The sequence below is a fragment of the Lentilactobacillus parakefiri genome (assembly GCF_002157585.1).
GTDB classification, from domain to species: Bacteria; Bacillota; Bacilli; order Lactobacillales; family Lactobacillaceae; genus Lentilactobacillus; species Lentilactobacillus parakefiri.
The window spans coordinates 16,412-33,908 of sequence record NZ_BDGB01000041.1 but is presented as its reverse complement, the minus strand read 5'-3'; the positions used below and the strand labels follow the sequence as shown (position 1 = coordinate 33,908).

The 17,497-nt window shown below is 45.0% G+C and carries 16 protein-coding genes, 3 pseudogenes and 1 other annotated feature; of the genes and pseudogenes, 17 read left to right on the top strand and 2 right to left on the bottom strand.

Going from position 1 to position 17,497, the window contains the following annotated elements:
* Positions 1-13 precede the first annotated feature (13 nt).
* Positions 14-268 (top strand) — a binding site (T-box leader).
* 63 nt (positions 269-331) lie between these two features.
* From LPKJCM_RS03670 to mnmA, 10 genes and pseudogenes are all read left to right on the top strand, one after another.
* Positions 332-1,465: pseudogene (locus LPKJCM_RS03670) on the top strand (ATP phosphoribosyltransferase regulatory subunit); the annotation flags it as partial.
* Complete coding sequence (gene hisG / locus LPKJCM_RS03665; protein ID WP_057963066.1) at positions 1,465-2,121, top strand: ATP phosphoribosyltransferase; 657 nt, start codon at positions 1,465-1,467, stop codon at positions 2,119-2,121. The pseudogene LPKJCM_RS03670 and the gene hisG, both read left to right, overlap by 1 nt.
* Before the next feature lies 1 nt (position 2,122).
* Positions 2,123-2,696 (top strand): annotated as a pseudogene (gene hisB, locus LPKJCM_RS03660) (imidazoleglycerol-phosphate dehydratase HisB).
* Positions 2,696-3,322, top strand: coding sequence for an imidazole glycerol phosphate synthase subunit HisH (gene hisH, locus LPKJCM_RS03655; protein ID WP_057963025.1), 627 nt, complete (start codon positions 2,696-2,698; stop codon positions 3,320-3,322). The pseudogene hisB and the gene hisH overlap by 1 nt, the downstream one beginning before the upstream one ends.
* Entirely contained in the window at positions 3,300-4,028 is a 729-nt protein-coding gene (gene hisA / locus LPKJCM_RS03650) for a 1-(5-phosphoribosyl)-5-[(5-phosphoribosylamino)methylideneamino]imidazole-4-carboxamide isomerase (protein WP_057963024.1), read from the top strand. The genes hisH and hisA overlap by 23 nt, the downstream gene beginning before the upstream one ends.
* The gene (hisF, locus tag LPKJCM_RS03645; protein ID WP_057963023.1) at positions 4,018-4,776 is read left to right on the top strand and encodes an imidazole glycerol phosphate synthase subunit HisF; all 759 of its coding nucleotides are present in this window, start codon (positions 4,018-4,020) and stop codon (positions 4,774-4,776) included. Before hisA ends, hisF begins: the two co-directional genes overlap by 11 nt.
* Positions 4,773-5,108 carry a phosphoribosyl-AMP cyclohydrolase gene (hisI, locus tag LPKJCM_RS03640; RefSeq protein ID WP_057963022.1) on the top strand — a complete coding sequence of 112 codons (336 nt, stop codon included), beginning with the start codon at positions 4,773-4,775 and terminating at the stop codon, positions 5,106-5,108. Before hisF ends, hisI begins: the two co-directional genes overlap by 4 nt.
* A gap of 1 nt (position 5,109) precedes the next feature.
* Positions 5,110-5,430 (top strand): phosphoribosyl-ATP diphosphatase, encoded by a 321-nt coding sequence (gene hisE, locus LPKJCM_RS03635; protein ID WP_057963021.1) that lies wholly within the window; start codon positions 5,110-5,112, stop codon positions 5,428-5,430.
* Between the two features lie 2 nt (positions 5,431-5,432).
* Positions 5,433-6,512: a histidinol-phosphate transaminase gene (gene hisC, locus LPKJCM_RS03630; RefSeq protein ID WP_057963020.1), complete on the top strand. Its 1,080-nt coding sequence runs from the start codon at positions 5,433-5,435 to the stop codon at positions 6,510-6,512.
* 115 nt (positions 6,513-6,627) lie between these two features.
* Positions 6,628-7,752, top strand: coding sequence for a tRNA 2-thiouridine(34) synthase MnmA (gene mnmA, locus LPKJCM_RS03625; RefSeq protein ID WP_057963019.1), 1,125 nt, complete (start codon positions 6,628-6,630; stop codon positions 7,750-7,752).
* A gap of 249 nt (positions 7,753-8,001) precedes the next feature.
* Here the strand turns inward: mnmA and LPKJCM_RS03620 are convergent, their stop codons facing one another.
* Positions 8,002-8,397, bottom strand: coding sequence for an iron-sulfur cluster biosynthesis family protein (locus LPKJCM_RS03620; protein ID WP_057963018.1), 396 nt, complete (start codon positions 8,395-8,397; stop codon positions 8,002-8,004).
* A gap of 130 nt (positions 8,398-8,527) precedes the next feature.
* Here LPKJCM_RS03620 and LPKJCM_RS03615 point away from each other — a divergent pair, with 130 nt between their 5' ends.
* From LPKJCM_RS03615 to recD2, 3 genes are read left to right on the top strand one after another with little or no spacing between them, the layout of a single operon-like run.
* Positions 8,528-9,184: a histidine phosphatase family protein gene (locus LPKJCM_RS03615; RefSeq protein WP_057963017.1), complete on the top strand. Its 657-nt coding sequence runs from the start codon at positions 8,528-8,530 to the stop codon at positions 9,182-9,184.
* 8 nt (positions 9,185-9,192) lie between these two features.
* On the top strand, positions 9,193-9,933 hold the full coding sequence (locus LPKJCM_RS03610; protein ID WP_057963016.1) for a tetratricopeptide repeat protein: 741 nt from the start codon (positions 9,193-9,195) through the stop codon (positions 9,931-9,933).
* A gap of 27 nt (positions 9,934-9,960) precedes the next feature.
* The gene (gene recD2 / locus LPKJCM_RS03605; RefSeq protein WP_087069543.1) at positions 9,961-12,420 is read left to right on the top strand and encodes an SF1B family DNA helicase RecD2; all 2,460 of its coding nucleotides are present in this window, start codon (positions 9,961-9,963) and stop codon (positions 12,418-12,420) included.
* A 76-nt stretch (positions 12,421-12,496) separates the two neighbouring features.
* Here recD2 and tnpA read toward each other — a convergent pair.
* A pseudogene (gene tnpA / locus LPKJCM_RS03600) lies at positions 12,497-12,942 on the bottom strand (IS200/IS605 family transposase).
* Positions 12,943-12,968: 26 nt separating this feature from the next.
* Between tnpA and LPKJCM_RS03595 the strand changes: the two are divergent.
* The 4 genes from LPKJCM_RS03595 to rbsR all read left to right on the top strand — a co-directional run bounded on the left by LPKJCM_RS03595 (position 12,969) and on the right by rbsR (position 17,410).
* Positions 12,969-14,105 carry an RNA-guided endonuclease TnpB family protein gene (locus LPKJCM_RS03595; protein ID WP_057963015.1) on the top strand — a complete coding sequence of 379 codons (1,137 nt, stop codon included), beginning with the start codon at positions 12,969-12,971 and terminating at the stop codon, positions 14,103-14,105.
* A 205-nt stretch (positions 14,106-14,310) separates the two neighbouring features.
* On the top strand, positions 14,311-15,270 hold the full coding sequence (locus tag LPKJCM_RS03590; RefSeq protein WP_057963014.1) for a ribose-phosphate diphosphokinase: 960 nt from the start codon (positions 14,311-14,313) through the stop codon (positions 15,268-15,270).
* Positions 15,271-15,295: 25 nt separating this feature from the next.
* Entirely contained in the window at positions 15,296-16,285 is a 990-nt protein-coding gene (locus LPKJCM_RS03585) for an aldo/keto reductase (protein ID WP_057963013.1), read from the top strand.
* Between the two features lie 117 nt (positions 16,286-16,402).
* A complete protein-coding gene (gene rbsR / locus LPKJCM_RS03580; RefSeq protein WP_057963012.1) occupies positions 16,403-17,410 on the top strand; it encodes a ribose utilization transcriptional repressor RbsR in 1,008 nt (335 codons plus the stop codon).
* Positions 17,411-17,497: the final 87 nt, after the last annotated feature.

The following is a 17,497-nucleotide window of genomic DNA, read 5'->3' as shown; positions in this document are numbered from 1 at the left end:
CAAAGGTTAATATAATAAAGTTTTGATTAGAAAAAGTAACCAGTTGTCATTTAAAAGAGAGTGCCGATGCTGAGAAGGCACATTTGACGCTGGCGAACACACATCTATGAACTAACCGGTTGAATCAAGTAGACCGGTTCGCATGTTTAGCGTTATCAGGGTTACCGTATCTGTTATCAGAGGATGACTAGATATTGGCAACGTAAGGCCGGCTACTGTGAGGTAGCGGCAAATTGAGGTGGAACCACGACTTTAAGGCGTTCTCGAAGACTGAATACAGTTTTCGGGGACTTTTTTTATTGAAATAGGAAGTGACAGTTATGAAAAATAAAACTTACCAAGCGGTACCCGCGACGAATTTGGCACGGAGGCTGAGGTTAAGGAAACAATTGAAAATAAACTTTTCCAGGGATTTCGAAAACGAGGATTTCGAAAGTTAACGACACCGGTTTTAGAATATTCAGATGTTTTTCAACCGTTGAGTGCCGAGAATTATCGGCCTTACCAATTATTAGACGAGCAGGGTGAACCACTTGTTTTACGGCCGGATTTGACGCTCCCGGTTGCCCGGGTCATGAGTACGACCGGTATTGAGCTGCCAGTCAAATGGTACTACAGCGGCGATGTTTTCCGAGTGAAAAAACAGTTATCGGGGAGTTACAACCAGTTAACTCAGGCTGGCATCGAAATTGTTGGTTACAAAGGCTTGAAGGCTGATTGGGAATGCCTGGAAGTCGCTTTAGCCGGTTGTCGTGACATGGGAATCGAAAATGTCACGATTGAGCTCAGCCACGCTAAATTTGTCGATGTGCTGATGGAGCGTCTGGACTTACCGGAACCTACGAAAACCAGTTTGAAGCAGGCACTATTCACCAAGGATCTCAGCAAGTATAACCAGCTCTCACAACCATTGGCCCAAACCTCATTTTTTCCATTCATCAATGAGTGGCCTTGGCTATTTGGCGATTTTAACCAGGTGATGAAAGTCGTTGACACATTGCCTGATATGACGGCACTCGCAGGCATCATCGATCAGTTAAAAGAGACGGCAACTTTCATCCGCCAGTTATTCCCTACGGCCAATGTCACGCTTGACCTAAGCATTCCCTCACCACAAAGCTATTACACTGGTATGGCCTTTCGCGGCTTTACCGATAAATCCTCAGACTATTTGTTCAGCGGTGGTCGCTACGATGACTTATTAACCAATTTCCAAAATGTCAAAACGTCTGCCGTCGGGGTGGCATTTGACGTTGATGCCTTGGTCGAACGGACCAGCTTCCCGGATGAGACGCCGAATACTCTGATCTTTTTTGATGATGACCAGTGGCAGGAAGCAGAAGCGACTTTGACCAAGTTCGCCAATGCCACTTTGTGTTTGACCGATGATTTTGAAGCTGCCAAGCGGCTGGCAGCCAGCACCAACAGTCAACTCATTAATTTAACAAAAGCAGTTGAAAAATGATGGAACGTCTTAAAATTGCGCTTACCAAAGGTAGGACCGAAGATCAAGTGGTTCCACTACTTGAAGCGGCCGGAATTGACTGCCAGGGCATTCGAAACAAGCAGCGGCGGTTGATTTTCGATGAGGATCCACGCTATGAAATTATCCTGGTTAAGGGGCCTGATGTCCTTACTTACCTTAACAGCGGCTCGGTTCAAATTGGGATTGTCGGCAGTGACATCTTAGCTGAACAGGAAAATTTCCAATACCCAATGTTGTATCTTAACGTCGGGAAGTGCCGGTTCGTCCTGGCATCGACCAAGGATTTTAATCCCCAGGCTCACCGGCGAAAAATTATTGCCACCAAATATCCGAATATCACCAAACGGTATTTCCAGGGAATTGGTGAAGACGTTGAAATTATCAAAATTGAAGGGTCAGTTGAATTGGCACCATTGATTGGGTTGGCCGACGCGATCGTCGATATTGTCGAAACCGGCAATACCCTGCGAGAAAACAACCTCCAAGTCTTTGCGAAATTGACTCCGGTTAACACCAAAGTCGTTGTTAACCGACTGGCACTGCGCCAATACCAATCCGAAATCAAAAACTTGATTACCAGTCTTGCCAATGCCAACGACCAAATGAGCCGATCAAAATTAATTAGGAGTGAGTGAAATGAGAACAGCAACAATTGCTCGCAATACAAATGAAACCCAAATTGAATTAAGCCTCAACTTGGACGACTATTCAAAGATTCAAATTGATACTGGAATTGGTTTCTTCAATCATATGCTCGATGCATTTGCCCGTCATGGCCGCTTCGGGTTGGTAGTCAAGGCAAAAGGCGATTTAGATGTTGACCCAAATCATACGACAGAAGACGTTGGGATTGGCACTTAAACAAGCATTAGGTGATAAAGCCGACATTGAACGGTTTGGATCTGCGTTGATCCCACTTGATGAAACGCTGAGTCGAGTGGTGATTGATTTATCCGGCCGGTCTTACCTGGTGTTTAAAGCCGAATTTGCCAACGATCATTTGGGCGGCTACGATACCGAAGTCACCGAAGACTTCTTTCAAGCATTCGCGTTCAACGCAGAACTGAATCTTCACGCTGAAGTCTTATATGGCAGAAATACCCACCACAAAATTGAAACACTCTTCAAAGCGCTGGGCAGATCCCTGCGAGCAGCTGTGACCATTAATCCAGAAATCAAGGGGATTCCGTCGACTAAGGGGGTCATCTAATGATCACAATCATTGATTATGATACTGGCAATACTCGTAACGTTAAGAACGCACTGGATTTCTTAGGGGTTCCCAACCAATTATCTGCTGATCCAAATGAGATTTTAATGGCTGATGGGTTGATCCTGCCTGGTGTTGGGGCATTTAAAAAAGCGATGGATTCTTTGAATGAACGTGGCCTGGCTCCAGTGATCCAACAGGCAGCCGATGCAGGGATCCCAATTTTAGGAATTTGTCTGGGAATGCAGATTTTGTTTGATACAAGTTATGAATTCGGTGAATCCACCGGGCTGGGACTAATTGCCGGTGAAGTGGTCCCGATTCCCGAAGATTTGGGCGTCAAGGTGCCTCACATGGGATGGGATCAAAACCGGTCCCGGAAAGTCGACCCGCTTGGTGATGGGTTTGATGAGCAATTTAGTTATTTTGTTCATTCCTACTATGTTAAAACCACTTCTGAAAGTATTGTCTCGACAGTCGATTATGGTGTCCAGATTCCAAGCATTGTTCGCAAAGATAACGTCATTGGATTTCAGTTTCACCCTGAAAAGAGTGGGGCGGTTGGTTTAAATGGTCTGTCAAAATTCAAGGAGATGGTAGAAAATGCAGATTATTCCCGCAATTGATTTAAAAAATCAGCAAAGCGTCCGACTTTATCAGGGAGACTTTCAACAAACTACCGTGATTAGCAAGTCGCCGCTACAACAGGCAGTGGCAATCGATTCTGCCGGTTTGAAGAATTTACATCTCGTTGACTTGGATGGTGCCAAATCAGGTCGGCCGGTGAACCGCTCGTTGATTGAACAAATTTGCGCACAAACTGATCTCAAGGTTGAAGTTGGCGGCGGTATTCGATCGCTTTCCCAAATCAACACCTACCTGACATCCGGGGTTAACCGGGTCATTCTCGGGTCAGCAGCTCTGAACAACCCCAAACTGGTTCAGCAAGCCATCGCACAGTTTGGTGCTGATCAAATCGTCGTTGGCATTGATGGTAAAGACGGTCGGGTCGCCGTTTCGGGCTGGCTCGAACAAAGTTCCGTGGAAATGGGTGAATTGATGGCATCAATGGTGGCTTTTGGTGTCAATACCTTTGTGGTAACCGACATTTACCGGGATGGGACGATGATGGGTCCCAATACTGCTCAGCTCAGTCGCCTGCAGACCCAATTCCCCCAAGTTACTGTGGTGGCTTCCGGTGGGATTCGTAACGTTTCTGATCTGAATGATTTGGGATTTTCCGGAATTAAAGCCGCAATTGTTGGTAAGGCAATGGCAACGGGCGATTTACCACTCACTGTTCTGGCGGAGGTGAATGCCAATGTTAGCTAAACGCATTATTCCTTGTTTGGATGTTGACCACGGCCGAGTCAAGAAGGGCGTCAATTTCGTCAATTTACAATACGTGGGGGATCCAGTCGAGATTGCCGCGGCCTATCAACAACAAGGGGCCGATGAGCTGGTGTTTTTGGACATCACGGCAACGAATGAGAAGCGCAAGGCGATGGCTGAAACCATTAGAAAAGTGGCCAGCCAAGTCTTTATGCCACTGACGGTTGGCGGTGGCATCCACAGCGTCGACGATATGCAGAACCTGCTGAAAGCCGGCGCCGACAAGACAGCCATCAACTCGGCGGCCGTCAGTAACCCCGAAGTAATCACCGCCGGGGCTGAAAAGTTTGGCGTTCAATGCGTTGTGTTGGCGATTGATGCCAAATGGAATTCAGCGCGTCGGCAGTATGATGTTTATGTCAATGGTGGCCGTCAGCAAACCAATTTGAACGCCATTGAGTGGGCGAAAAAAGGCGTTGCATTGGGTGCCGGGGAACTTTTGGTAACCAGTATGGATAAAGACGGCACTAAAAGTGGCTACGATATTCAGCTTTACAAGCAACTAACCGCTGCCGTGAACGTACCGGTGATTGCTTCTGGCGGCTGTGGTCAGTTGGGCGACTTTGTTGAAGTTTTTGACCAAGCAGATGTGGATGGTGCCTTAGCCGCTTCGGTCTTTCACTTCGGTGAGTTGACGATTTCGGAAGTAAAAGCTGATTTACGCAAAGATGGGGTGATTGTGCGATGAAACCTGATTTTGATAAATATTCAGACGGCCTGGTGCCAACGATCGTGATTGATAACAATACCCAACAAGTGTTAATGATGGCCTATGTTAATGAAGAAAGTTTCAATTTGAGCATGCAAACCAGACAAACTTGGTTTTGGTCCCGAAGTCGCCAAGAATTGTGGCACAAGGGCGAAACCAGTGGGAACACCCAAGCCATTGTGTCAATCGACATCGACTGTGATGAGGATACTTTACTAATGAAAGTGATTCCGGCTGGACCGGCCTGTCACACTGGGCACACCAGCTGCTTTTACCGAACCATTTTACCGGAAACAACCAAGGAGGAATAATATGCAAGATTTAGACGAACTTTATCAATTAATTCTGGAACGCAAAAGCAACCCCGAGAAGGGCTCATACACCGATTATTTATTTACCAAGGGTCTGGACAAGATTCTGAAAAAAGTCGGTGAAGAAGCGACCGAGGTGGTGGTTGCCGCCAAAAATCCATCCGATACCGACTTTATTTTAGAAGTTGCCGATTTGGCCTACCACGTTGAAGTCCTAATGGCTGAACGTGGGATTACCCCCGATCAGATCAAACAGGAGCTTGCCAGCCGTGAAGGCAAAAAAAGTATTACCAAGGATCGTAAACAAATTAAGGAGTGGTAGGAATGGTCAAAGAAGCCGTTAAACATCTGAAACCATACGTTCCTGAACTCACTTTGGAACAGTTGAAGAAGCAAAAGGAGCTGGATAAGTTAGTTCGATTGTCCGCCAACGAAAACGCCTATGGCACCTCAGCCGATGTGGCCAAGGCACTGGACAAATGGCACTATCGCGATGCCAACCTGTATCCGGACAGCAACGCCGATGAGCTGCGGGCTATTATTGCTTCTCACTTTGATATCAATGCCGACAAGCTGATCTTTGGAAATGGCCTCGATGAAATAATTGAACTACTCTCCCGGGTGATCCTTGAGCCTGGCGATGAAGTCTTGGATCCCGCACCCACTTTCTCAGAATATGCGTTGCACGCAGAAATTGAGGGTGCCGAAATTAGGTCAGTTGGGTTGGATGACTCCGGCCGGATTGATTTAAAAGCAATGGCGCGATCAATCAACGCCAAGACAAAAATGATCTGGATTTGTAATCCCAACAATCCGACCGGAACTTTTCTGGAGGCCGATGCAATCCGGGCATTTGTGGCAGCTGTTTCTGAATCAGTCACGGTGATTGTCGATGAAGCCTACATTGACTTTACCGGCGGCATTCACGATTCAGTGATTCAATTGACCAAAGAATTCAAGAACCTGGTCGTCTTGCGGACATTTTCCAAAGCATACGGCTTAGCGAATTTTCGGGTGGGATTTGCCGTTTGCTCAGACCCATTAATCGGCTATCTGCAAGCAGCCAGATTGCCCTATAATCTGAGCACTTTTGCGGAAATTGCTGCGACGGCCGCATTTAAGGATCAGTCGTTTGTTGACAGCACCGTCAAAAAAGTGATTGCTGAACGAAAAAAATGGGAACATTTCTTGATCAAAGCATGTTTGCCGTTTTATGATTCGGCAACCAACTTTATTTTCTTCCAAGTGAAGGGTGGGGATGCTAATGCGCTTCATGACTATTTGTTGGAAAATGGTTATTTACTTCGGAACGGTTTACGCCAGGGTTGGCTGCGAGTTACCATCGGCCACCCGGAAGACAATCAAGCCGTCCAAAAATTGATAGCAACTTTTCTTGGACAATAATTTTACTTACAAAAAGTAGCATTCATTTCAAGAATGAGTTAATATTAGTTTTACTGGAAATTACGACCTTCAACTCGTGGATTCTCCAGAATCTAATTGAAATGATGGTGGTTTTATGCAAGACAACAGTCAAACACGTGTTGTTGTTGGAATGAGTGGTGGTGTCGACTCCTCAGTCGTCGCCTATTTACTTAAACAACAAGGATACGATGTGATTGGCGTTTTCATGAAGAACTGGGATGATACTGATGAAAACGGCGTATGTACTGCAACCGAAGACTATAAAGACGTTGCTAAAGTCGCTAACAAGATCGGCATCCCATATTATTCTGTTAACTTTGAGAAGGAGTATTGGGACCGCGTGTTCACTTACTTCTTGGACGAGTATAAAAAGGGCAGAACACCCGATCCTGACGTTATTTGTAATAAGGAAATCAAGTTCAAAGCCTTCTTAGACTATGCTTTGGAGTTGGGTGCCGATTACATTGCAACTGGGCATTACGCTCAATTAACCCGTGATGCTGATGGTCACAATCACCTGTTGCGGGCATCTGATGGCAACAAGGATCAGACCTACTTCTTGAGCCAGCTGTCAGCTGACCAGCTTGACCGGGTAATGTTTCCCATTGGCAACATGGTTAAGCCTGATGTGCGAAAGATTGCGCGCGAAGCTGGCTTGGCAACGGCCGACAAGAAGGACTCCGTTGGGATTTGCTTCATTGGTGAGAAGAACTTCAAGAACTTCTTAGGCCATTATCTACCAGCAACACCTGGTAAGATGATGACCGTTGACGGTGAGGTTAAGGGGCAACACGATGGCTTGATGTATTACACAATCGGCCAGCGTCGTGGACTTGGAATCGGTGGCGATGGCGTTGATAACCAGCCCTGGTTCGTTGTCGGCAAAGATTTAAAGCGGAACATCTTATACGTCGGCAAGGGTTACCACAATCCATTGTTGTATGCTGATTATCTTGAGGCTTCAGACATTCACTGGGTTAATAACCTCGACCGCGGTAAGGACTTCCACTGCACTGCCAAGTTCCGTTATCGTCAAAAGGATACCGGCGTGACCGTTCACATCAGTGATGACGGCCAGTCGGTCCGCGTTGATTTTGACGCACCGGTTCGTGCAATCACGCCCGGACAAGCCGTTGTTTTCTATGATGGTGACGAATGCTTAGGCTCTGCAATTATTGATGCCGCTTATAAGCAGGCTGAGGAATTGCAGTATGTTTAAAAATATGAGACTGGGGGCAATAGGCGTTTAGATCCCAGAGTTTAACGAGAAAAGACAACCATTCCTGGTTTTGGAATGGTTGTCTTTTCTCGTTAAATGGCAGGAATCTGCCGTTTGTCCCAGCTTTTTGCAAGATAGAAGTGGTGATCAAAGTCACCATCACAAATGCAAAGGATTAGGTTCCAACCTTTTTTTATATTGGCCGAACGTAAACAGCATCTCCCAGTCCTCGTTACACGTCAAACTTCCTTAACAACCTGCTTGATCAGGCGTCAGCCCATTTTGAAACGCGGTGATGACATCGGCTCCGTTGGTTATTTGAACCGCGCCATCGAGGAGACCAGAATCATCACTTAAGCGAATGCTATGGTTTTGATAATCGAGTTTCAAACCATTGCCTAGGAATGTCAGATCATAGTTCGAGGTGAATAAGGGGATTCCAGCATGATTAACTAATCGGACGGGATAGTCGGCATCCGGTTTATCTAAAATAATCATGCTGAAGTTGGCACCAATTGTGCAGGCACCCCCTTTGAGCGAATATTTTCCGCCACCATCATCAGTGATGAGTAACAGGGTTTTGTTTTTGAAGCGCCGCTCACAAAGTAAGCTGCGGATAGGATCAGTTAAGTGAATCGTTATCATTAAGAACACCTCCAAGAACATTGTACACAATTTGTCAAATAATCAAAGATGAATTTTGTTTTCAGTTTTGAAATCAAACCGGTTTCCTGTCATAATGTAAGAAGCTAACAGCAGTTTGGAGGAATGTCATTTGACTAAGTTGTACTTTGTCCGTCATGGAAAAACTGAATGGAATCTTGAAAGCCGTTATCAGGGCGCGGGTGGCGATTCTCCGCTGCTGGCTCAGAGTTATACTGAAATGGATTTGTTAGGCAAACATTTTCAGAAAATCAATTTTGCCCATATTTACGCCAGTCCCATCAAACGTGCCCGGGTGACGGCAGCCCGAATTGGCCGCAAACTAAAAAGTCATCCAGATATTTCACTGCTGTCCCGGTTGGAAGAATTTCACCTGGGCAAAATGGAAGGCCAAAAGTTTGCTGACGTGGAGCTTGCCTACCCTGAGGAGTTCGAAGACTTTCGTAACCATCCTGATTTATATGATCCAAAGGCGATTGGTGGGGAGAGCTACCTGGATGTCATCAACCGGATGACCCCGGCAATCACCGCGATCGTTAGGGCATATCCGGATCAAAATGTGATGATCGTCAGTCATGGCGCCGCGCTCAATGCAGAAATCAACGCCTTGCTGGGAGTGGGACTCCCGGATTTACGAAAACGTGGAGGTTTGGCGAACACCAGCACGACCATTTTGGAAAGCAATGATCAGGGGCAGTCCTATCAATTGATTGATTGGAACAACACCAGTTATTTGAACAAACAATTAGACCCGACAGATTTGGTATAGGTGACAATATGGCAAATAATTCAGATAAAATTAAAAAATTACAAGCAAAAAATCAGGAAAATCAACGTAAATATACCAAGAAGCGCGAGGCTGAGGAAGCAAAGGCCAAAGCGGCAATCCACAAGTTGGTTGAAAAAGTCGATCGTGACCCAACCAACTATCACAACTACTATGACCTGGCAGCATTTTTGGTTGAAGCTAAAGACTATGAACAGGCTGAAGAGCTATTGATGAAAGCACTCGGTTTATTTGACAAGTCCGGCGCAGATGTTCAAGACACCCTGAAATTTGGTCTTGGGAATGTCTACTATGCAGCAGCCGAATATGATAAAGCCATCAAACTCTTTCAAGAAATCGACGACAAAAAGCTTCAGGCAGAATCTTATATCATGCTTGCCCAAAGCTATATGGCCAAAGGTGACAACAAGCGGGCGATGGTTTTTGCTTTATCGGCTCAAAGCGCTCGACATGATGATCCGGACGTGAATCAAATGATCGGTGACAATCTTTTGGCCCTTGGCAATTTTGCCCAGGCGGGGGACTTCTACGATATTGTGTTAAAAACGGAACCCGAAAACGGTAAAGCCAACTTCAATCGCGGCTTGGTTGCCATGGTGAATGGCGAAGACTTTGAAAACTACTTTGCAAAAGCCAAACACGAAGACCCCGATTATTTTGAAAAGGGTCAGCAAAAATTGAAAGATATTGAAAAAGTTATCCAAATCAACAAAGACAAGCCGAAAAAGTAATTGTCATCAGGAGCAAGGAGGACCGTCTTGGACCATTCAATGGATTTATTTGGCTCAGAACAGAATAATCACGAACCGCAATATGTTGATGGTCGATTGAAGGCGATCTTCTTTTCGAGCAACGACAGTTTTTACAAAGTCGTCCTGGTTGAGATTACGGAAACGAATGTCAATTGGCCAGAAGATGAAATCGTCGTTACTGGGAACTTTGGCGATTTGGTTGAAGAAAACAGCTATCATTTCACCGGCAAGCTGGTCGACCATCCCCGCTATGGCAAGCAATTCCAGGCCATCAACTACACCAGTGTGATCGCAACCACCAAAGAAGGGGTCGTCAAATATTTATCTGGCGACCAGTTTCCAGGAATTGGCAAGAAAACAGCAGAACGGGTGGTGGAGGTTCTCGGTGATGATGCAATTGAAAAGATTACCGCGGATAATCGTGTCCTGGACGATGTTCCCATCAGTGCTAAACTGCGTGCGGCAATCATTGAGAACCTTAACGCCGATGATAACTTGGAAAAGGTGATTGTTGGATTAAACAGCTATGGGTTTTCCAGCTCGATTGCTTCTGCTATTTACCAAAAATATCATGAAGATGCGTTGAGAATTATTTCTAATAATCCTTACCAATTAGTTGAGGACATTGACGGTATCAGTTTCAAAAAAGCCGATGCCATCGCCCTTCGATTAGGGATTGTCCCGGATTCTAATGAACGGATTCGCGCAGGGTTGATGTATGCGATTGATGAGTTATGCCTTCAAAATGGGGATACCTATACCACAACTGGACCACTCATTAAGACTGCAGCCAGCGTATTGGAAGGTAATTCCCAGCAGCAAATCCCCGGGAAAAAGTTGGCCGAAAGTCTGGTCCAACTGGCTAAAGAAGGTAAAGTCGTTGGTGAAGAAGACCGAATTTATTTGACCCGGCTTTATAATGCCGAAGTCCAAATCGCCGACCATTTAAACCGGGTGATCAAGAATAAGGATGATGAAGATCAGCTCAAAGAAGCCGCCATTAAAAAGCAGCTGCGAGTTGTTGAAAAACAATTCGATATTAATTATGATGATTCCCAAGTGGCCGCCATTGTTCAAGCCATTCAGTCACCGGCCTTTATTTTAACGGGTGGCCCGGGAACTGGAAAAACGACGATTATCAATGGGATTGTCAACACTTATGCGCGGCTGCACGAGTATTCACTGGATATCAATTCCTATAAAAACAAGCCGTTTCCAATTGTCCTGGCCGCGCCAACTGGTCGAGCTGCTAAACACATGACCGAATCGACTGGTCTGCCTGCCAGTACGATTCACCGACTGCTTGGCTTGAACGGGCGCGAATCTAATGACACTACTGGAACCAACGATATTGAGGGTGCCCTGTTAATCATTGATGAGATGTCAATGGTGGATACTTACCTGTTCAGGTCATTGGTTCGAGCAATTCCCAATCATATGCAGGTGGTTTTGGTCGGGGACCAGGATCAATTACCTTCAGTGGGGCCGGGCCAAGTATTTCATGATTTGTTGGTCTCAAAGCAGATTCCCGCCATGCAGTTGAATACCATTTACCGCCAGGAGAAGGGGTCATCGATTATTCAGTTGGCTCATGATATTCATCGGGGAGAACTGTCCGATAGTTTTACTCAGAATCAAGCGGACCGTTCGTTCATCCCGTGCAACGAATATCAGATTTCGTCGGTCATCGAACAAGTGACTAAGCGTGCCAAGCAAAAAGATTTTGGCTTGATGGATGTTCAGGTCCTGGCACCGATGTACCGAGGTCGAGCCGGCATTGACCGGTTAAATGACGTGGTTCAAAACGTCTGGCAGGGGGATGCCACGGGTAAAAAGTCAGTTACGATCAGGGAGCATACGTATCGAATTGGCGACAAAGTTCTGCAGCTGGTGAATAATCCTGAGAACAACGTTTTTAATGGTGATATTGGGATCATCGTCTCAATGGAAGCCCCAAAAGGACAGAAAATTCCCAATAAAATTACGATTGATTTTGATGAAACCGAAGTCACCTATGAGAAGAATGAATGGACCCAATTTACCCTGGCCTACTGTACTTCGATTCATAAGGCGCAGGGTAGTGAGTTTAAAATGGTGATCCTGCCAATCGTTCGCCAATTTTCGCGGATGCTTCAGCGTAACCTGCTGTATACCGCGGTGACCCGTGCCAGCGACTTCTTGATTCTGCTGGGTGAAAAAGAGGCCTTCGAACAATGCGTCAGAAATGTTTCGGTTAACCGCCAAACCAGTTTGGTCAAACGACTGGTGGATCAAATTGGGATTCAAACGGATTTAGACGCCGGTGAAAAAGGGGCCACCAGTAACTCTCAGGCTGAACAAGGTGTGGATGAGGATGACGTTAAAAATTTGCCCGATCATTTGACGATGGAAGTGATCAACCAAAACTTAATTGATCCGATGATTGGCATGGGAGATGTCAATCCCCGAGACTTTCTAAAGGCGTAGGTTTATAAGCGGCGCCAGTTGAGAAAAGGTATTTTAATGCTGAGATGAATCAATGTCTTGGGCGCCCGCCATTGTATTAAGCCAATTGGGAATTAATGTATTGGGCAACCACTTCTTTGGACACATTGCCTAAGGTACTCATAAAGTAACTGGGAGTCCATAAATGGCCACTCTATAATTGTTGCTTGGTTTCCGGAAATTGGCTGAACCACTGACGTGCCGAACCCCCTTTAAATGACTTTACAACCGAAGCCGGCGTCATTTTCGTGGGGAAACTAATCATCAGGTGCACGTGGTTAGGCATCACCTCCAGTTTTTGAAGCTCGACCCCATGCGGCTGGCAATCTCTCGCAGAATTCGTTTCAAACTATTAACCCTTTCAGGGGTAGTGAAGATGGCTTTGTGGTATTTGGCGACTCAAACTAAATGAAAATTAAAATCATAGTCATTGGTTCGTTCATGCTTAATTATCTGAATGTTCCCCTTCCCTTGTAACGATACAGTTATGTATAATTTAATCATAACAATGGTAAGGGGGGGGCGCCATCATGGTTCTCAAAGGGGTTAAGTTACGCATCTACCCCAACGCTGAACAGCAGCTCAAAATTAAACTCAACTTTGGCTATAACCTGTTTGTCTGGAATCAAATGTTGACCATGATGATTCAACGTCATGAAAATAACCCCCAGGCACCATTTTTAAATGCGTTTGCGCTGAATAATCTACTTCCGGCACTAAAAATACAATACCCTTGGTTGAAAGAAGCTGAGAGCACGAGCTTACAGTCGACAAATCATGACCTGATGGAGGCGTACAAGCGATTTTTTAGGAATCACAAGGGATTTCCAAAGTTTAAGTCTCGGAAATATCCGAAGCAAAGTTACCAATCTAAGATGGGGATTCGAATGATTGATAGCAGTTACTTAAGGCTTCCTAAATTGGGGGTCGTGCGATATAAATGTGGCCGGAAAATTTCTGGTAAGATTAAAAGTGCGACGATTCGATTATCAGCAACTAAGAAGTTCTATGCAATTTTACTGCTTGATACTGATATTAAACAACTTGATAAAACCAATCAATCAGTTGGGATTGATCTGGGGGTTTCTGACCTGATGATTACCAGTGATGGCGAGAAGTATCCTACTGTGCGGTTTGATAAACTCATGGCTGATAGGAAGCGCCATTGGGAAAGGAAGCTTGCCCGCCGCCGACGGTTGGCGGAAAAAGAAATTGCTTGGGATCGCCATAATCAAGTTCTTGAACCCAGAACCTTAGCGGATTTTAAAAACTACCAAAAGGCAAAAACCATGGTGGCTAAGTACAATGAGAAAATCGCTAACCAGCGGAATAACTATCTCCAGCAACTAACTAAGCAACTGGTGACGAACTATGACGTGATTAAAATCGAGGATTTGAAAGCCAAAAATCTGATAAGAAATCACAAGCTTGTCAGAGCGATTGCCAATCAAAGCTGGCGAAAACTGCGACTCCAATTAGAGTATAAATGCGCCTGGTATGGCAAAGAGTTGCGAATCGTTAGTCCATATAAAACCAGTCAAATCTGTTCTCATTGTGACTATGACGATGGGCAACATTCACTAGAAATTCGTGAGTGGACGTGCCCTCAATGCCATATGCATCACGATCGGGATATTAACGCGGCCAAAAATATTTTAACCGCGTAAACTAAACAATTAGGCCCGGAATGGGCCCTGGTCAATAGCCGTAACCGCTACATCAGCGCGTTTACACGATGATGCAAGTCAGCGGTGTTCCCAGAAGCTCGGTCATTCATGGCCGAGTAGTTCACCAGTGAATTCTTAGCAAGTTCAGGCCAAAGTTATGGTAGAATTTAGATAAATAGGTAAAGAAGAATACTTGGAGGAAATCATGGCCGAATCAAAAACGCATCCCAATCTTAAATTATTTTCTTTGAATTCCAACCGCCATTTGGCTGAGAAAATCAGTAAAGCAGTCGGTGTGCCCCTTGGTAAATCAACAGTTGAAAAGTTTAGTGATGATGAAATCAAAATTAGTGTTGACGAAAGCATTCGGGGTGATGAGGTTTATATTATTCAGTCCGTTTCTGATCCCGTTAATTCTAATCTGATGGAGTTATTGATTATGGTTGATGCGGTTCGTCGAGCAAGTGCCAAGTCAATTAACGTGGTGATCCCTTATTACGGTTATTCACGTGCCGACAGAAAGGCCCGCTCCAGAGAGCCGATCACTGCCAAATTAGTCGCTTCTTTCTTAGAGATGGATGGCGTTGACCGGGTCGTTGCGCTTGATCTGCATGCTGACCAGATCCAGGGATTCTTTAACATTCCTGTTGATCATTTGAAGGCGGATACCCTGCTGGCAGACTACTTTGTCAAAACACATAAGAGTTCCGATGTGGTCGTTGTTTCCCCAGACCATACGGGGGTTTCGCGGGCCCGAAAATTCGCCGAACTTTTGAGTGCCCCAATTGCCATCATTGACAACCGATCGCCTGAAGACGCTACGACGGTTCCCGAATCAGTTATTGGCAGTGTTAAAGGTAAGCGGGCGATTATCGTCGATGACATGATCGATACCGCATTTAAACTCACGATTGCGGCTGAAACTTTAAAGAAGGCTGGCACAACCGACGTCTTTGCGATTGCGACTCATGCCGTCTTTTCAGGGGATGCCCAACAGCGGCTTCAGGATTCACCAATCAAAAAAGTTATTGTGACAGATTCAATTAGTATTTCAAAAGCTGATCAATTTGAAAAATTGGAGGTTGTCTCTGTGGGTCAATTATTTGGTGAGGCCATTAATTTGATTCACAATCACAAATCCGTTGGTAAGCTGTTTGGAAGATAAAATATTTTACGAGGTGGTTTAATTTATGTATAAGGCAAATGACGATCGTTATGAAAACGCAGTGGTACGCAGAGCAGGAAATTCTGGGCTCCAACTGCCGGCACTATCATTCGGATTGTGGCATAGTTTTGGCGATGACGCCAACTATGGCGACAGTGAAAAAGTCATTTTGAAGGCCTTTGATTTAGGAATCTTTAGTTTTGATAATGCTTATAATTACGGTCCGAGTGCCGGCGCTGCCGAGCGGATGTTTGGTGAAGTGTATCGTGCCAACCTTAAGCCGTACCGTGATGAATTGGTCATCACCACTAAAGCAGGATTTAATATGTGGCCTGGCCCTTATGGTAACTTCTCTTCAAAGAAAACGTTGGTCAACGCCCTTGACGGCAGTTTAAAACGCATGGGCCTGGATTATGTGGACATCTATTACAGCCACCGGTTCGATCCCAATACCAGTCTTGAAGAAACTGCCGAAGCGCTCGATGAAATTGTCCGCTCCGGAAAAGCCCTTTACATTGGGATTTCTAACTATAACGCAGCCCAAACCGCCGAAATTATTAAGTACTTCAAGGAATTCCATACGCCGTTTGTTGTCAACCAGGCATCGTATAATATGCTTAACCGCGGTATCGAAGCCGATGGCTTGTTGAAGACCCTTAGTCAAAACAACAAGGCATTGGTTGCATATGGGCCACTGGCTGAAGGCTTGCTGACTGACAAATATCTAAACGGGATGGATGATGATGTCAAAATTCATTGGAGTAATGAATTTGTGATTAAGCATGGCAAAGATGAGTTGGTTAAGAAGTTAAATGAACTCAATGACATGGCCAAGAATCGTAATCAAAATCTGGCTCAGATGTCGTTGGCTTGGCTTTTGCATGATCCAACGGTTGCCAGTGTGGTTACTGGTGCTTCTAAGATTAATCATTTGGAAGACAATCTAAAAGCATTGGAGAATCTTGACTTTACTTCAGATGAATTAGCGCAAATTGATAAAATCGTTAAAGAATAATTGCTAAACTGCAAATAGCTTGTTTAAAATAAGCATTAAATTGGGATTAAACCGGTTTAATGCTTTTTATTTGGTATAATTTAACTAAAGACATTTGTCTGTGAATGGAGAATAATTATGACAAAGAAAGTGACAATTACTGATTTGGCTGCCCGTGCCCAAGTTTCAGTGACAACGGTTTCACAAATCCTTAATGGCAAAGCGGCCCGTTTCAGCAGCAAAACCGTCGAAAAAGTGAAGCAATTACAGAAGGAAATGGGCTACGTTCCTGATTTTAATGCGCAAAGTCTCATTCGTAAAAGCGGTCGAACAATTGGTGTGATCATCCCGAACATCAATAACCCGTTTTTTAGTCGATTTTTGCTTGGAATTGAGTCAGAGGCAATTAAGCAGGATTATGTGCCCCTTATTTTCGGTTCTAACAACAGCCAATCCCAGGAGACACACTATCTCTTTGAATCCGTTAGAAGGGCCGCAGACGGCATGATAATCGCTTCAGCGGTGTCTGATATTAATTACATTGATAATATTTTAAATCAAAACGGGATTCCCTATCTTTTGATTGACCAGGCACCCGTGGTTAAAGGCGACCGGGTCGATGCTAATAACCAAAAGGGCGGTGCGCTGCTAGCCGACTACCTGATCAAGAATGGCCATAGAGATGTGGCGGTCATTTGTGCCACCAAGCCAACGCTTAATTTGCAGGAACGATTACAGGGATTCCTGGCGACTTATCAAGCTAACGGGACACCAATTCCGACCAACCGAATTGTAACAACAGACATGACCAAGAAGGGCGGCTATTTGGCCACCAAAGCTGCCTTAGCCACCGATCCAAGTGCCATCTTTGGGATTAATGACGAAGTCGCTATTGGTGTTTATCGTGGGCTTGAGGAAGCCGGTTTAAAGATTCCGACCGACATTTCAGTTGTTGGCTATGATGATATTGATTTGGGTGAGTATGTTTCGCCCAAATTGACCACCATTCACCAGCCTGCTTTTGAAATGGGAATCAACGCGGCTCAAATGATCATCAAGCGAATCGAAAATCACAGCGAGCCAATCCAGCAGGTTTCACTGCCGGTATCTTTAGTGGAACGACAGAGTGTTCAAGCAATTAAATAAAGGGAGTAGTTGTTAAATTTGAGAAAATTTGATAGAATTTAGTTAAAGGTTTTAACACACTATACTAAGGGATTTAGAGGAGCTTAT

Bases quoted from the DNA above. Each gene is read 5' to 3' on its own strand.
- hisF (WP_057963023.1), top strand. From the start codon at position 4,018: ATGTTAGCTAAACGCATTATTCCTTGTTTGGATGTTGACCACGGCCGA.
- LPKJCM_RS03620 (WP_057963018.1), bottom strand. From the start codon at position 8,397: ATGATAACGATTCACTTAACTGATCCTATCCGCAGCTTACTTTGTGAG.
- hisE (WP_057963021.1), top strand. From the start codon at position 5,110: ATGCAAGATTTAGACGAACTTTATCAATTAATTCTGGAACGCAAAAGC.
- rbsR (WP_057963012.1), top strand. From the start codon at position 16,403: ATGACAAAGAAAGTGACAATTACTGATTTGGCTGCCCGTGCCCAAGTT.
- hisI (WP_057963022.1), top strand. From the start codon at position 4,773: ATGAAACCTGATTTTGATAAATATTCAGACGGCCTGGTGCCAACGATC.
- hisA (WP_057963024.1), top strand. From the start codon at position 3,300: ATGCAGATTATTCCCGCAATTGATTTAAAAAATCAGCAAAGCGTCCGA.
- mnmA (WP_057963019.1), top strand. From the start codon at position 6,628: ATGCAAGACAACAGTCAAACACGTGTTGTTGTTGGAATGAGTGGTGGT.
- LPKJCM_RS03590 (WP_057963014.1), top strand. From the start codon at position 14,311: ATGGCCGAATCAAAAACGCATCCCAATCTTAAATTATTTTCTTTGAAT.
- LPKJCM_RS03585 (WP_057963013.1), top strand. From the start codon at position 15,296: ATGTATAAGGCAAATGACGATCGTTATGAAAACGCAGTGGTACGCAGA.
- hisH (WP_057963025.1), top strand. From the start codon at position 2,696: ATGATCACAATCATTGATTATGATACTGGCAATACTCGTAACGTTAAG.
- LPKJCM_RS03610 (WP_057963016.1), top strand. From the start codon at position 9,193: ATGGCAAATAATTCAGATAAAATTAAAAAATTACAAGCAAAAAATCAG.
- LPKJCM_RS03595 (WP_057963015.1), top strand. From the start codon at position 12,969: ATGGTTCTCAAAGGGGTTAAGTTACGCATCTACCCCAACGCTGAACAG.
- hisG (WP_057963066.1), top strand. From the start codon at position 1,465: ATGGAACGTCTTAAAATTGCGCTTACCAAAGGTAGGACCGAAGATCAA.
- hisC (WP_057963020.1), top strand. From the start codon at position 5,433: ATGGTCAAAGAAGCCGTTAAACATCTGAAACCATACGTTCCTGAACTC.